General features: G+C 70.7%; 14 protein-coding genes. 8 read left to right on the forward strand and 6 right to left on the reverse strand.

The window, feature by feature from the left end; translation table 11 throughout:
• The first annotated feature begins 95 nt into the window (after positions 1–95).
• From ACZ55A_RS35640 to ACZ55A_RS35655, 4 genes are all read left to right on the forward strand, one after another.
• Positions 96–620, forward strand: coding sequence for a PadR family transcriptional regulator (locus ACZ55A_RS35640; protein WP_468849055.1), 525 nt, complete (start codon positions 96–98; stop codon positions 618–620).
• Complete coding sequence (locus tag ACZ55A_RS35645; RefSeq protein WP_468849057.1) at positions 617–1,306, forward strand: ABC transporter ATP-binding protein; 690 nt, start codon at positions 617–619, stop codon at positions 1,304–1,306. Before ACZ55A_RS35640 ends, ACZ55A_RS35645 begins: the two co-directional genes overlap by 4 nt.
• Positions 1,303–3,753, forward strand: coding sequence for an FtsX-like permease family protein (locus ACZ55A_RS35650; protein WP_468849058.1), 2,451 nt, complete (start codon positions 1,303–1,305; stop codon positions 3,751–3,753). Before ACZ55A_RS35645 ends, ACZ55A_RS35650 begins: the two co-directional genes overlap by 4 nt.
• Before the next feature lie 101 nt (positions 3,754–3,854).
• Positions 3,855–4,454: a Uma2 family endonuclease gene (locus ACZ55A_RS35655; RefSeq protein WP_468849060.1), complete on the forward strand. Its 600-nt coding sequence runs from the start codon at positions 3,855–3,857 to the stop codon at positions 4,452–4,454.
• Positions 4,455–4,460: 6 nt separating this feature from the next.
• On the opposite strand, the gene ACZ55A_RS35660 is transcribed toward ACZ55A_RS35655, so the two are convergent.
• On the reverse strand, positions 4,461–5,417 hold the full coding sequence (locus tag ACZ55A_RS35660; protein ID WP_468849061.1) for a LysR substrate-binding domain-containing protein: 957 nt from the start codon (positions 5,415–5,417) through the stop codon (positions 4,461–4,463).
• 141 nt (positions 5,418–5,558) lie between these two features.
• Here ACZ55A_RS35660 and ACZ55A_RS35665 point away from each other — a divergent pair, with 141 nt between their 5' ends.
• Together ACZ55A_RS35665 and ACZ55A_RS35670 are read left to right on the forward strand one after the other, a co-directional pair.
• Positions 5,559–6,113, forward strand: a complete 555-nt coding sequence (locus tag ACZ55A_RS35665) for a peroxiredoxin (protein WP_393489340.1) — start codon at positions 5,559–5,561, stop codon at positions 6,111–6,113.
• Between the two features lie 5 nt (positions 6,114–6,118).
• On the forward strand, positions 6,119–6,652 hold the full coding sequence (locus ACZ55A_RS35670; RefSeq protein WP_384432387.1) for an alkyl hydroperoxide reductase: 534 nt from the start codon (positions 6,119–6,121) through the stop codon (positions 6,650–6,652).
• A gap of 106 nt (positions 6,653–6,758) precedes the next feature.
• Here ACZ55A_RS35670 and ACZ55A_RS35675 read toward each other — a convergent pair whose 3' ends face one another.
• From ACZ55A_RS35675 to ACZ55A_RS35690, 4 genes are all read right to left on the reverse strand, one after another.
• The gene (locus tag ACZ55A_RS35675; RefSeq protein ID WP_468849063.1) at positions 6,759–8,267 is read right to left on the reverse strand and encodes an AI-2E family transporter; all 1,509 of its coding nucleotides are present in this window, start codon (positions 8,265–8,267) and stop codon (positions 6,759–6,761) included.
• Between the two features lie 126 nt (positions 8,268–8,393).
• Positions 8,394–9,089, reverse strand: coding sequence for an aggregation-promoting factor C-terminal-like domain-containing protein (locus ACZ55A_RS35680; protein WP_468849065.1), 696 nt, complete (start codon positions 9,087–9,089; stop codon positions 8,394–8,396).
• 425 nt (positions 9,090–9,514) lie between these two features.
• The gene (locus tag ACZ55A_RS35685; RefSeq protein WP_468849067.1) at positions 9,515–10,849 is read right to left on the reverse strand and encodes a PhoH family protein; all 1,335 of its coding nucleotides are present in this window, start codon (positions 10,847–10,849) and stop codon (positions 9,515–9,517) included.
• Between the two features lie 459 nt (positions 10,850–11,308).
• Positions 11,309–12,088: an isoprenyl transferase gene (locus ACZ55A_RS35690; protein ID WP_468849079.1), complete on the reverse strand. Its 780-nt coding sequence runs from the start codon at positions 12,086–12,088 to the stop codon at positions 11,309–11,311.
• Positions 12,089–12,228: 140 nt separating this feature from the next.
• Between ACZ55A_RS35690 and mgrA the strand changes: the two genes are divergently transcribed.
• Positions 12,229–13,260 (forward strand): L-glyceraldehyde 3-phosphate reductase, encoded by a 1,032-nt coding sequence (gene mgrA / locus ACZ55A_RS35695; protein WP_468849068.1) that lies wholly within the window; start codon positions 12,229–12,231, stop codon positions 13,258–13,260.
• Positions 13,261–13,485: 225 nt separating this feature from the next.
• On the opposite strand, the gene ACZ55A_RS35700 is transcribed toward mgrA, so the two are convergent.
• On the reverse strand, positions 13,486–14,211 hold the full coding sequence (locus ACZ55A_RS35700) for a prepilin peptidase (protein WP_468849081.1): 726 nt from the start codon (positions 14,209–14,211) through the stop codon (positions 13,486–13,488).
• A 49-nt stretch (positions 14,212–14,260) separates the two neighbouring features.
• On the opposite strand from ACZ55A_RS35700, the gene ACZ55A_RS35705 reads away from it, so the two are divergent.
• Positions 14,261–14,623, forward strand: a complete 363-nt coding sequence (locus ACZ55A_RS35705; RefSeq protein WP_468849070.1) for a DUF192 domain-containing protein — start codon at positions 14,261–14,263, stop codon at positions 14,621–14,623.
• Positions 14,624–14,712 lie beyond the last annotated feature (89 nt).

A 14,712-nucleotide genomic window follows, 5' to 3' on the forward strand; every position in this document is an offset into this window, starting at 1 on the left:
GGCGGGCGCGGAACGCCTCACGGAGGAGACGGGAAGACCCCCTCTATACATCGCGCGTATACACGAGCGACAGAGTCATGAGTAAGGTGGTCGGCATGTCAATCGGTCATACGCTGCTGGGCCTCCTGGAGTCCGGCCCCCGCCATGGCTACGACCTCAAGCGGACCTTCGACGAACACTTCGGCCAGGACCGCCCGCTGCACTACGGCCAGGTCTACTCCACGATGTCCCGGCTGCTGAAGAACGGTCTGGTCGAGGTGGACGCCGTGGAGGCCGGTGCCGGCCCGGAGCGCAAGCGGTACGCGATCACCGACGCCGGTGTCACCGATGTCGCCCAGTGGCTGGCGCGCCCGGAGAAGCCCGAGCCGTACCTCCAGTCGACGCTCTACACCAAGGTCGTACTGGCCCTGATGACCGGCCGCAACGCCGCCGAACTGCTGGACGCCCAGCGCACCGAACATCTGCGGCTGATGCGCGGACTGACCGAGCGCAAGCGCGGCGGCGACCTCGCCGACCAGCTGATCTGCGACCACGCCCTCTTCCACCTCGAGGCCGATCTGCGCTGGCTGGAGCTGACCGCCGCCCGGCTCGACAAGCTGGCGGAAGCGGTCCGCGGGTGACGCCGGAGGGTTCCCTGCTGGCCGCGGAGGGGCTGTACAAGGCGTACGGCCCGACGCCCGCGCTGGACGGTGCGGACTTCTCCATCCACCCCGGCGAGGTCGTCGCCGTCATGGGCCCCTCCGGCTCCGGCAAATCGACCCTGCTGCACTGCCTGGCCGGCATCATCGCCCCCGACTCCGGCACCGTCCACTACGACGGCCAGGAACTGACCGCCCTCAGCGACGCCCGGCGCAGCGCCCTGCGCCGCACCGACTTCGGCTTCGTCTTCCAATTCGGCCAGCTGGTACCGGAGTTGACCGCCCTGGAGAACGTCGCACTGCCGCTCCGGCTGAACGGCGCCAAGCGCAAGGACGCCGAACGGCAGGCCCATGAGTGGCTGGAGCGTCTGGAGGTGGACACGGTCGCGGCCCAGCGGCCCGGTGAGCTCTCCGGCGGACAGGGCCAGCGCATCGCCGTCGCCCGCGCACTGGCCACCCGTCCGCGAATGGTCTTCGCCGACGAGCCCACCGGCGCTCTGGACTCCCTCAACGGCGAACGCGTACTGACCCTGCTGACCGACGCCGCCCGCGACACCCGCGCCGCGGTGGTGCTGGTCACCCACGAGGCGCGGGTGGCCGCCTACTCCGACCGGGAGATCGTGGTCCGCGACGGAAGGGTGAAGGACATGCTGGCGGGCATGGCATGAGCCTGCTGCGCTCCTCGGCGGGCCGTGCGGGAAAGGGGCCCCGTGACGGTTCCGGTGACGGTTCCGGCCGCCCCGCCGACGCCCGGCCAGGGCCGCTCGCCGGGGCGCGCACCGGCCCCGCCGTCTGGGTCCGCGACCTGGCGATGGGCATGCGGTTCGCGGCCGGCGGCGGCCGGGAGGGCTGGATCCGTACGGCACTGACCGCGGCCGGCGTCGCCCTGGGGGTGGCGGTCCTGCTCCTCGGCGCCTCCGTACCGTCCCTGATGGACTCCTGGCACGGCCGGGAGAAGGCCCGCGAGAACCTGGGCCAGGCCCATGAACCCCGGCCGGGCGATCACACCCTGCGCTACGCCTCGGCCGACACCGTCTTCCACGGTGCCCCGGTCCGCGGCCGGCTGGTCCGCCCCGACGGCGACCGTCCGCCGGTGCCGCCCGGCGTCCGCCAACTCCCGGGCCCCGGGCGGATGCTGGTCTCACCGGCCCTCAGGGAACTCCTCGACTCCCCCGAAGGCGCCCTGCTGCGCAAGCGGCTCGACTACGAGATCGCCGGCACCCTCGGCGACGCCGGACTGCTCGGCCCGAAGGAGCTCACCTACCTCGCCCACAGCGCCACCCTGAGCGACTCCGGGAGCTACCGCATCGACCACTTCGGCAAGGACTTCGAGCCGGCGCCGATGCGGGCCCCGGCCGTACTGCTGGTGGTCATGACCTGTGTGGCGCTGCTGACGCCCGTCATGGTCTTCATCGGGACGTCCGTACGGTTCGGCAACGAGCGCCGCGAACGCCGGCTGGCCGCGCTGCGCCTGGTCGGCGCCGATGTCCGGACCACCCGCCGGATCGCCTCCGGCGAGGCGCTGTTCGGCTCCCTGCTGGGGCTGCTCGGCGGCGCCGCGCTGTTCCTCGGCGGCCGGCAGTGCGCCTCACTCATCACCCTGTGGGACATCAATGTCTTCCCCGCCGATGTGACCCCAGGTCCGCTCGCCGCCGCGCTGATCACCGTGCTCGTTCCGGCCGCTGCCGTGCTCGTCACCCTGTTCGCGCAGCGCGGGATCACCGTCGAGCCGCTGGGCATCGTCCGCAACCGCCCGCCGGTCCGCCGCCGGCTGTGGTGGCGGGTCGCGCTGCCCGCCGTCGGCACCCTGCTCCTCGTCCCGCTGGCCTGGGAACGGCCGTGGACCGACACCCCGCTGAACACCGCCCGGCTCGCGGCCGGTTCGATGCTGCTGCTGCTCGGCGTCACCGCGCTGCTGCCCTGGCTGGTGGACGCGGTGGTCGGCCGGCTGCACGGCGGCCCGGTCCCCTGGCAACTCGCCGTCCGCCGCCTACAGTTGAGCAGCGGCTCGGCCACCCGCGCGGTCAGCGGCATCACCGTCGCGGTGGCCGGCGCGATCGCGATCCATATGCTGATGACCGGTATGCAGGCCGGTTACGCCCGGGCGTACGCGGAGTCCGGCAAGGTGCCCCGGATCGGCCTGTGGGGCAACGCCAAGGGCTGGCCCGAGACGGAGCGGGCACTCGGTGCGCTGCGTGCCACCCCCGGGGTGACGGCGGTCCGCGGCACCGTCGACTCCCTCGTCGGACCGATGCCGGCCGCCGGCCGTCCGCCGGCCGACGCCCCCCACGCCACCCTCGCCGTCGGCAGCTGCGCCGAACTGCGCCGGCTCGCCCGCCTGCCCTCCTGCCGGGACGGCGCGGTCTTCCTCGCCGCCCACGGCCCCGCGCGGGGCTTCACCCCGGTCCCCGGCGCGACCCTCGACCTCAACCCGCCGGTCGCCCAGGGCGACCCAGTGGCGCCGCACCCCTGGCGGATCCCCGCCACCGCCCGCCCGGTCCGGCTGCTCCACCCCGGCCAGGGCCCCGGCCGCTTCACGTATGACGTGCTGGCCACCCCGTCGTCCGTCGACACCGCCCGGCTCAACGGCCCCACCATGGAGCTCCAGATCGACTTCGACCGCGCCGTCCCGGACGCGGTGGAGCACATCCGCACCACCGCGGCCCATATCGACCCGACGATGAACGAGTCCTCCGCGGTCGACAACCCGCACGACGGGCAGTACACCAGCGTCCGCAACGGCCTGTTCATCGGCGCGGTCGTCACCCTGCTGCTGATCGGCGCGGGCCTGATCATCTCCACCGTCGAGCAGCTCCACGAACGCCGCCGCCTGCTGTCCACCCTCGACGCCTACGGCACCCGCCGCGCCACCCTGGGCTGGTCGGTGCTGTGGCAGACCGCCATCCCGGTCGCCCTCGGCCTGGCCCTGGCACTGGGCTGCGGCCTGGCGCTGGGCGCCCTGCTGCTGTCCATGATCGACAGCGCGGTGACCGTGGACTGGCCGGTCGTCACCGCCATGACCGCCACCGGCGGCGCCGTGATCCTCTTCGTCACCGCCCTGAGCCTCCCGCCCCTGTGGCGGATGATGCGCCCGGAGGGCTTGCGGGCGGAGTGAGCAGGTGTGCGGTGCTCGATCGGGTGAACGCCGCCGTACGCGACGGCTGCGGGCACCTCTGCCTACGATGATGGCCTCGATACCAGCCATCAGGAGGCGCCATGTCTGCCGCAGCGGTCGAGCATCCCCATGACCGGAAGCTGCCGGGCCTGCTTGAGGTGGCCGCGAGGCTCGCCGAGCGGAACCCTGGCTACCGCATCGAGATCATCGGGGGAGAACTCACCGTGACACCGCCCGCCGACGGCCCGCACGCCGACTCACTGACCGACCTCACCTTCGCGTTCGCGGCCGCGCACGGAGCGGAGACACGAGTCACCCAGGCCATCGGCCTGTGGCTCCCGGACGGCCCCGAGGACTTCGCCGTACCGGACCTCGCCGTCGTCGACGCCGACTACCGCGAGCACCACATCGAGTCCAACTGCTACGACCCGGCGGTCTTCCGCCTGGTTCTGGAGGTCACGTCCTCCAACTACGTCACCGACACGAAGAAGAAGGTCGCCGCTTACGCCATCGCCAAGATCCCGGTCTACGTCATCGTCGACCGCAGGAAGGAACGCCTCCACGTCCTGACCGACCCCTTCGCCAACGAGTACCGCAACCACAGCGTCCACGCCCCCGGGCAGCATGTGACGCTCCCCGAGTCCATCGGCGCCGAGATCACTCTCGATGTCGGGGCAATCCTCGAGGTCGCCCGCCCCTGACGCTCCTCACCCCTTCACCATCCGCACCGGCAGCCCCCGCAGCGCCCCCCGCAGCGCCTCCGCGAACTCCTCGAACTCGTTCTGCCGGGCGGCTCCCGCGCGCATGGCCAGGGCGATGCGGCGCGAGGGGGCCGGGTCCGCGAAGTAGCCCGTGGTGAGCTGGTCGTTGCGGGCGGTCTCGACCCTGAGGGCCGTACGGGGCAGAAGCGTGACGCCCAGTCCGCCGGCCACCAGCTGCACCAGCGTGGACAGGCCCGCCGCGCTCGTCGTCACCGGGGTGTTCTCGTCCCGGCCGGCCTCGCGGCAGACGTCCAGCGCCTGGTCGCGCAGGCAGTGGCCCTCGTCGAGCAGGAGCAGGTCCAGCTCCTGGAGCGCCTGACGGGGGATGTCGCCACGGCCGCCCAGCCAGTGGTCCTTGGGCGCGACCAGCACGAAGTCCTCGTCGAAGAGCGGGAGTTCGGTGACCTGGGGGACGCCGAGGGGCACGGCGAGCAGGAGCAGGTCGAGCCGGCCGTGCGCCAGACCGTCCAGGAGGGAGGCGGTCTGCTCCTCATGGACCTGGAGGTCGAGGTCGGGGTAGGTGTGGTGGACCAGCCGCAGCACGGCCGGCAGCAGGTACGGCGCGACGGTGGGGATGACTCCGAGGCGCAGCACGCCCGTGAACGGCGCCCGGGCCGCCTCCGCCTCCTCCATCAGCTCCCCGACGGCCTCCAGGACCGTACGGGCCCGGGCGGCCACCCGCTCCCCCGCCGGGGAGAGCAGCACCTTGCGGGTCGTACGCTCCAGGAGCTGCACGCCGAGCGCCTCCTCCAGCGCGGAGACCGCCCCGGACAGTGCGGGCTGGCTCATTCCGATCTCGGCGGCCGCCTCGCGGAAGTGCAGATGCTCAGCCACCGCGACGAAGGCGCGGAGCTGCGCGAGGCTGGGCTGGCGGGGCCGCCCGCCACTTACTGGTGACGCCACTGATAACCACCTCCGATCAACATCAACCAGTCTAGCTATTTCCCTGATCAATGCCTCCTGTGGCACTGTGTGAATCGTCCAAGCCTCATGAAAGACCGAAAGCTCCCCAAAAGGGACTTTCTTGTGCAACAAGGAGAGCGTGTGCTCACTGTCGGTGACAAGTTCCCCGAGTTCGATCTGACTGCCTGTGTCTCGCTGGAGAAGGGCAAGGAGTTCGAGCAGATCAACCACAAGACCTACGAGGGCAAGTGGAAGATCGTCTTCGCGTGGCCCAAGGACTTCACCTTCGTGTGCCCGACCGAGATCGCGGCCTTCGGCAAGCTGAACGACGAGTTCGCCGACCGTGACGCCCAGATCCTCGGCTTCTCCGGCGACTCCGAGTTCGTGCACCACGCCTGGCGCAAGGACCACCCGGACCTGACCGACCTGCCCTTCCCGATGCTCGCCGACTCCAAGCACGAGCTCATGCGCGACCTGGGCATCGAGGGCGAGGACGGCTTCGCGCAGCGCGCCGTCTTCATCGTCGACCAGAACAACGAGATCCAGTTCACCATGGTGACCGCCGGCTCCGTCGGCCGTAACCCCAAGGAGGTCCTGCGGGTCCTCGACGCTCTCCAGACGGACGAGCTGTGCCCCTGCAACTGGAGCAAGGGCGAGGACACCCTGGACCCGGTCTCCCTGCTGGCTGGTGAGTGACACCCATGGCTCTCGATGACCTGAAGTCCGCGGTTCCGGACTACGCCAAGGACCTGAAGCTGAACCTCGGTTCGGTGATCGGCAACAGCGACCTCCCGCAGCAGCAGCTGTGGGGCACGGTGCTGGCCTGCGCGATCGCCTCGCGGTCGCCGAAGGTGCTGCGCGAGCTGGAGCCCGAGGCGAAGGCGAACCTCTCCGCCGAGGCGTACACCGCCGCCAAGTCGGCGGCCGCCATCATGGCGATGAACAACGTCTTCTACCGGACCCGGCACCTGCTGTCGGACCCGGAGTACGGCACCCTGCGCGCCGGTCTGCGGATGAACGTCATCGGCAACCCGGGTGTGGACAAGGTCGACTTCGAGCTGTGGTCGCTGGCCGTCTCGGCCATCAACGGCTGCGGAATGTGCCTGGACTCGCACGAGCAGGTGCTGCGCAAGGCCGGCGTGGACCGCGAGACGATCCAGGAGGCCGTCAAGATCGCGTCCGTCCTCCAGGCCGTCGGCGCCACGCTGGACGCCGAGGCCGCGCTCGCCGAGTAACTCCGGCAGCGCACCACGCGCAACGCTCATACGGAACCCCGCAGACAGGCCGTCTGCGGGGTTCCGTGCGTCGGGAGGCGTTCCAGCCCTGCGGCTCCTCCGCGTTCTAGCCCTGGGGCTCCTCCGAGGGCCGCACCGAGGGGGGCAGGGTGGGCGCGACGGCGATCGCGGTGGCGCCGCGGGGGGCCACCGACATCCGTAGCGCCTGCTCCCTGGAGTACGAACGCAGATAACCGACCACGGTGTTGGTGACCGCCACCAGCGGGACCGCGACGACGGCGCCGCCGATGCCCGCGATCAGACCGCCCGCGGCGACCGAGAGGATCACCGCCAGCGGATGGACCCGGACCGCCCGGCCCAGGATGAACGGCTGGAGGACATGGCCCTCGATCTGCTGGACGGCCAGGACGACCGCCAGCACCATCAGCGCCGGGAACACGCCCTGCGTCACCAGCGCGACCACGCACGCCAGCGCGCCCGAGACCACCGCGCCGACCAGCGGGATGAAGGCGAAGAGGAAGATGAAGACCGCGAGCGGAACGGCGAGCGGCACATTGAGGAAGTACAGGCCGATGCCGATGAAGAAGGCGTCGATGAGCGCCACGATGACCGTGCCGCGCACATAGGCGGTCAGGGTCCGCCAGGCCCGCGGCCCGGCGCCCGCCACTCCGTCCCTGGCCACCCCGGGGACCAGCTTGAGCAGCCACTCCCAGATCCGCCGCCCGTCGTAGAGCAGGAAGAGCGTGGTGAACATCGCCAGCAGGATGCCGGTGAACACCTCCAGGACGACGGTGACGCCCTCCAGACCGACCGAGGTGATCGCCTCGGTGTTGGCGCCGATCGCGTCCTGAAGATTCTTGGCGATGCCGTTGATCTGACTCTCGGTCACATGGAACGGGCTCTTCAGCAGCCAGCCCTTGAGCTCGGTGATGCCCTCCTGGACGCGGCTGGAGACCGAGTCGACGTTGTCCTGGACCTGCCATACGACGAACCAGCCGACCAGGCCCATGATGACGAAGCCGCCGATGAACGTCAGCGCGGTGGCCGGCCCGCGCGGCAGTCCGCGCCGGCGCAGCCAGCCCACGGAGGGCTGCAACAGCGCGGTGATCAGCGTCGCGGCGGTGAAGGACAGCACGACGAGTTCGATGGTGGTGATGACCCGCGCCAGCACCCACAGCGTGGCGGCCAGCACCAGCAGCCGCCAGCCGACCTCGGCGGCGACCCGTACGCCCCACGGCACCGCGTCGACCGGATCGGGCCGGGCCGCGACGGCGGGCGCGTAGGCGGGCGGCGCCGGGACGGACTCCGGCGGACGGGCGGCCGCGGCCGGCGGCGGCTCCTGACCGGCGGCGGGGTGCGGCACCCCGTCCGCCGTCTCCGGCGTCTGCTGCTGCGTACGGGGGACGGTGAGCATGCTCACCGAGCCGTGCACGACGGCGGCTTCGGCGAACGCACCGTCGGCCGGATGCGCCTCAGCGCGCTCGGCACGCCTCAGCTCTTCCGGGTCGCCGTCGGCCGCGGCAGCCTCCGCACGGCGGCGTTGCTCCTCCAGCCGCTGCGAGAGCCGCGTCAGACCGGCGCCGAGGCCGCCGACCCACTGAGGCAATCTGGACATGACCCTTCCTCTTCCCCTCCCACGCACCACAACCTGATGGCACGACGTTACCTGTGCCGGATGCGCGAAACCCCCGACGCGGACGCGTTCGGGGGTTTCGGAAGTGCTGTGGTGCGGCCGGCGGGCCTAGTACCAGTTGTTGGCCTGCCAGAACGACCAGGCGCCACACGGGCTGCCGTAGCGGTCGTTCATGTAGTTCAGGCCCCACTTGATCTGGGTTGCCGGGTTCGTCTGCCAGTCCGAACCGGCCGAGGCCATCTTGGAGCCGGGCAGCGCCTGGACGAGCCCGTAGGCGCCCGAGGAGGCGTTGGTGGCCCGGTAGTTCCAGCCGGACTCGTGGTCCACGATGTTGCTGAAGCACTGGAACTGGTCGCCCGCCACCATCTGGCGTGCGATGGCCTGCGTCTCAGCGATGGAGTACGAGCTCTTGCCGAGGAGGTCGCCCACGTCACGCGAGGAGGAGCGGGACGCGGCCAGCTCCTTCTTGCGAGCCTCGGCTTCCTTCTTCTCCTTGGCCTCGTCCGCAGCGTCCTTCTTGCTCTGTGCGGTCTCCGCGGCTGCCTTACGGGCGGCTTCCTGTGCGGACTTGAGGGCTGCCGCATCCGCCTGGGTGGACTGGTCGTCCGCCTGCTGCGTCAGGGAAGCCGTCTGCACCTGGGCCTGTGCGCCCGCGGGGATGTCAGCGATCGTCGCATCGGCCGCCGCGGCCTCGGTGTTACCTACCGAGGCGGGCTGCCCTGCGGCGACGCCGACCACGGCGCCGACGGTGGTGACCGCGGTGGCGGATGCCACGGCGAATCCCCGGACCGAGATCCGGCTCACACGTTTTCCTTCCAGCATCGCCCGCATAGGTGACCTCGCGGACGCAATCGTGCCCCTGGCGCTGGTCTCCCCTTGTTCCGGGCCCTGTTGAAGCAGGCGGGACCGGCTGGTCACGGGAGGCACTGGCCCGGTACGTCCCCCTCGGGGTCCGCGTGGTGCTCGGGCGGCATACGGCGATTCGCTATGAAGTTCAGTTTCGTTCCACACCGCTGGGGGTGCTTGTGCTGCCGTATGCGGGGCCTGACAGGACCCAGACTCTGCCCGAACGGCACGCCGGGAAGCAATTCCCTGCTGGGTGTGAAAGCTCACACCTTGTTTACGCCCAAGTATTTTCGGATATCCGCACGCAGCGGAACGCCGCCCGGCTAAGCTCCTTCGCTTCACCGGACGGCGCGCCTTACAGCGGGTCAGATCAGGACAACCGGTCAGATCCGGCCGTCCTCCAGCATTTCGGTCACCAGTGCGGCGATCGGCGACCGCTCGGAGCGGTTCAGCGTCACATGCGCGAAGAGCGGATGCCCCTTCAGCTTCTCGACGACCGCGACCACTCCGTCGTAACGCCCGACCCGGAGGTTGTCGCGCTGGGCGACGTCATGGGTCAGTACAACCCGGGAGTTGGCCCCGATACGGGACAGAACCGTCAAAAGGACGTTCCGTTCCAGGGACTGGGCCTCGTCCACGATGACGAACGCGTCGTGCAGCGACCGCCCGCGGATATGGGTCAGCGGCAGCACCTCCAGCATGCCGCGCCCCACCACCTCTTCGATGACGTCCTTGGTGGTCACCGCGGACAGCGTGTCGAAGACGGCCTGCGCCCAGGGGCTCATCTTCTCCGCCTCGCTGCCCGGCAGATAGCCCAGCTCCTGCCCGCCGACGGCGTACAGCGGACGGAACACCATCACCTTGCGGTGCTGCCGTCGCTCCAGCACGGCCTCCAGGCCCGCACACAGCGCCAGCGCCGACTTGCCCGTCCCGGCCCGCCCACCCATCGAGACAATGCCGACATCCGGGTCGAGCAGCAGGTCCAGCGCGATCCGCTGCTCGGCGCTGCGGCCGTGGATCCCGAACGCCTCCCGGTCGCCGCGCACCAGCCGGACCGTACCCTCGGCGGTCACCCGGCCGAGGGCCTTGCCGCGCTCCGACTGGAGCACAAGTCCGGTATGCACCGGAAGTTCGGCAGCGCCCGGTACGTGCACGGTCTCGGCGGCGAACAGATCGTCGACCTGGTCGGCGGGGACGGTCAGCTCGGTCATCCCCGTCCAGCCGGAGTCGGTGATCGCCAGCTCCGCGCGGTACTCCTCGGCCAGCAGCCCCACCGAGGACGCCTTGATGCGCATCGGCAGGTCCTTGGAAACGACCGTGACGTCGAACCCCTCGGCCTGGAGGTTGCGCGCCACGGCGAGGATCCGCGAGTCGTTGTCGCCGGGCCGGTGGCCGTTGAGGAACGCCGCGGGCAGTATCCCGGGGTCGGAGTGGTTCAGTTCGACCCGGAGGGTCCCGCCGAGCTCCCCGATGGGGATGGGCGCGTCCAGTCGCCCGAACTGCACCCGGTACTCGTCGAGCATGCGCAGCGCCTGCCGGGCGAAGTAACCGAGTTCGGGATGGTGTCTCTTGGCCTCCAGCTCCGTGACCACCACGACCGGCAGCACGACCTCGTGCTCGTCGAAGCGGGCCATGGCGCCTGGATCCGCCAGCAGCACACTGGTGTCGAGGACATAAGTGCGCCGGTCGTTGTCACGGCGCTGCTTGCTGTTCACCACGGGTGGACGTACCCCCTCGGATGAGGTTGGGGTGCGACGGCGTCGCGGGGCGTTGTGCTCCCAGGGGCGGGGCCCCAAGGACCCCCGGCCATCGAATGACCGGACCGGGCTCAGGCCACAGTGCGCGGGCCGAGCGCCGGCCCCTCGCGTCGCCCGTGCGGTACGCACGGATCTCCGTGATGTGCAAAGGGCCTCCCGGGCGGACGGCCCCATGCCGTCCGCTGAGATGCGGCGCCCGATGGCTTGTTCCGGACGCCGACCTGGAAGGGATATTCCCTCGAACCCCCGCCCCCATGCCACGGCATATGACGCACACCCGATGAACCTTTGGTAACGCGTGATCGCCGGGAGGCGGGGGGCGAGCCGGGTGCCCGGAGAGAAGGGTGCGTCAGAAGTACGCCCATCGGAGGGGCGTGGGGCACACCGGCCGGGGTGCCGCGGCGGGGAGGCCGCGGCGGGCTAGAAGCCGTAGCGGCGGTGCCGGGCCGCGTAGTCGCGCAGGGCGCGCAGGAAGTCGACCTTCCGGAACGCCGGCCAGAAGACCTCGCAGAAGTAGTACTCCGAATGGGCGCTCTGCCACAGCATGAAGCCCGACAGCCGCTGCTCACCGCTCGTACGGATCACCAGGTCCGGGTCCGGCTGGCCGCGGGTGTAGAGGTGCTCCGAGATCGCGTCGATATCGACGATCTCGGCCAGTTCCTCGAAGGACGTACCGCGCTCGGCGTGGTCCAGCAGCAGCGAACGCACCGCGTCCGCGATCTCCTGCCGCCCGCCGTAGCCTACGGCGACATTCACCAGAATGCCGCGATTGTCCAACGTGGCCTGTTCTGACTCCTTGAGCACCCGCTGGGTGGCCTCGGGGAGGAGATCGCGGTTGCCGACGTGATGCACCCGCCAGCGGCCGTCGGCGGCCAGGTTCCGCACGGTGTTCTCGATGATCCCCAGCAGCGGGGTCAGTTCGGCCTCGGGCCGGTCGAGGTTGTCCGTCGACAGCAGCCAGAGCGTGACGACCTCGACATCGGTCTCCTCACACCAGCCCAGCAGCTCCTCGATCTTGGCCGCACCCGCCTGGTGGCCCTGCTCGGTCGTCCGCCCGTCGGCCCGCGCCCAGCGGCGGTTGCCGTCCAGGATGACGCCGATGTGCTTGGGCACCTGGGTGTGATCCAGGCGACCCTCCACCCGGCGCGCGTACAGCCGGTAAACCAGATTTCGCAGTGCAGGCGGATACGGGATGCGCATCCCGGAAGATCGCAGCATGTATGGTCCAGCCCCTCCGTGCCAATGGCGGTCGCCCCGTCGCCTCAAGTGGACAACTTTACGTCTCGGCCGTCGCAACAGCCCAATCAGGTGTGTCACAAGTACGTGATAGGGAGATGAGCATGACTGGCACCGACTACCGCGCCGCGGATTCCCGCTACGACTCGATGAAGTACCGGCGAACGGGCCGCAGTGGACTCAAACTCCCCGCTATCTCCCTTGGACTCTGGCACAACTTCGGGGACGACCGCACCCTGAGCTCTCAGCGGGCCATCCTGCGCCGCGCCTTCGACCTGGGTGTCACCCACTTCGATCTGGCCAACAACTACGGCCCGCCGCCCGGGTCGGCCGAGCTGAACTTCGGCAAGATCTTCGCGCAGGACTTCCGGGGCTACCGCGACGAGATGATTCTCTCCACGAAGGCCGGATATCTGATGCACCCCGGGCCCTACGGCGAATGGGGTTCGCGGAAATATCTCCTCTCGTCGCTCGATGCCTCACTGAAGCGGATGGGTGTCGATTACGTCGATATCTTCTACTCGCACCGCTTCGATCCGGACACCCCGCTGGAGGAGACGATGGGTGCCCTGGCCTCCGCCGTCCAGCAGGGAAAGGCGCTCTACGCCGGTATCTCCTCCTACAGCTCCGAGCAGACCCGTGACGCGGCCGGGATCCTGCGCGACATGGGCGTGCCCGCCCTGATCCACCAGCCCTCTTACTCGATGATCAACCGCTGGACCGAGGACGATCTGCTGCTGGACACCCTTGAGGACGAGGGCATGGGCTGTATTTCGTTCGCCCCCCTGGCCCAGGGCATGCTCACGGACAAGTACCTGCACGGCATCCCGGAGGGCTCGCGCGCCGCCCAGGGCAAGTCGCTGAACCCGGACCTGCTCTCCGACGAGGTCGTCCGCCGGCTGCGCGGCCTCCACGAGATCGCCGCCCGCCGCGGCCAGTCGCTGGCCCAGCTCGCCCTGACCTGGGTCCTGCGTGACGACCGCATGACCTCCGCCCTCATCGGCGCCAGCAGCGTCACCCAGCTGGAGGCCAATGTCGCGGCCCTCGACGGCCCGCCCCTTACGGACGCCGAGCTGGTCGAGATCGACGCGTTCGCGAAGACCACGGACGGCGTGAACATCTGGGCCAAGCGGTAGCGGCCGCGCGGCGCCGACGGCGCCCGCCGGGGGCGCGCCGGGGGGGCCACCACCCGCGCAAGAAAAAGCGGGCCGGTCCGTGGGGGGGATACGGACCGGCCCGAGGGGGGGTTTCCACCATAACCCCACGGGAGGGATGCTTCGTGCACCGGCGCGCGCTGTGGCGTGGCTCGGGCGGGCCGGAGCCTGGAGGGTCGCGTGGGGCGGGCCGTGCGCCGGGCGGTGTCAGGCGGCCGCGGCGGCGCCCAGAAGCAGTCCGCCGAACGCCCCGATGATCATGAAAGGCCCCAGTGGCATGGCCGTTTTACGGGCCCCGGGCCGGACCATCATCAGCCCCGCGCCGTACAGCGCACCGCTCAGCACCCCCGCCGCGCCCCCGGTGACCAGCGTGCGCCAGCCGTACCACCCAAGGGCGACCCCCAGCCCGACCGCCAGCTTGACGTCACCCAGTCCGAGTCCCCTCGGATTGACCAGGTACAGGAGCAGGTAGCACGCGCCGAGCACCAGCCCGCCCAGCAGCGCCCGCCGCCAGGCTCCGGTCTCGCCGGTGAGCCGGCCGACGACCCCCAGCGCCCCCGCCGCCGTCACCGCGAGCGGCAGCGTCAGCGCGTCCGGGAGGCGTCGCGCCCGCCAGTCGACGGCCGCCAGCAGCACCGCGGCCGGCGCCATGATCAGCCAGGCGGCGAGTTCCGGCCGCGGCCCGGTGGCCGCGGCCAGGGCCGCGCAGACCAGCGCGGTGGCCAGCGCCGTCGGCAGCGCACGGGGCCCGTACGCGCCGCAGTCCGGACAGCGCGCCGGCCCGAGCCAGCCCCGCGCCACCCCCGTGAGCGCATGCCCGCCGGGACACCGCATGCGCCACTCCTCCTCGGGCTCCACGGCGAACCGGTAGGCGGGCCGCGGTATGAACAGCCCGGCCGCGGCCCCGTAGGCGGCGGCGAGAGACATCAGCATCACTGACACGCGTCGACCCTAGAGCGCGAACGCTGATAGAACGCTGCGTATGGCACGTGGGGAGAACGGCCCAGGGGTTCTGTACGGCGCGGACGACGCCATCGCGGTGGAGATCGCGGCGTCCTACCGCGCCCGTACCCGCGGTCTGCTGGGCCGCGACGGCATTGCGGGGGCGCTGCTGCTGACCCCGGCGAGCGGGGTGCACACCTTCCGGATGCGGTTTGCGATCGATGTCGCCTATCTGGGACGGGACTTCAGGGTGCTCGCCGTACAGACCATGCGCCCCGGCCGGCTGGGGCTCCCCCGCCTCCGCGCCCGGCACGTCCTGGAGGCGGAGGCCGGCGCGATGGCCCGGTGGGGCCTGCGGCCAGGGCTGCGCCTGCGTCTCGACGCCACGCCCAGCAACCCCTAGGGGGTGTCCGCAAAGTCCCGTCGTCCGCCCGTAGGGCGGGGCCCGCGGCGTCTGGTGCGGTGCATCGCAAGGCGGAGGGTCGTCCTCGT

The sequence above is a fragment of the Streptomyces sp. NPDC034111 genome (assembly GCF_055575375.1).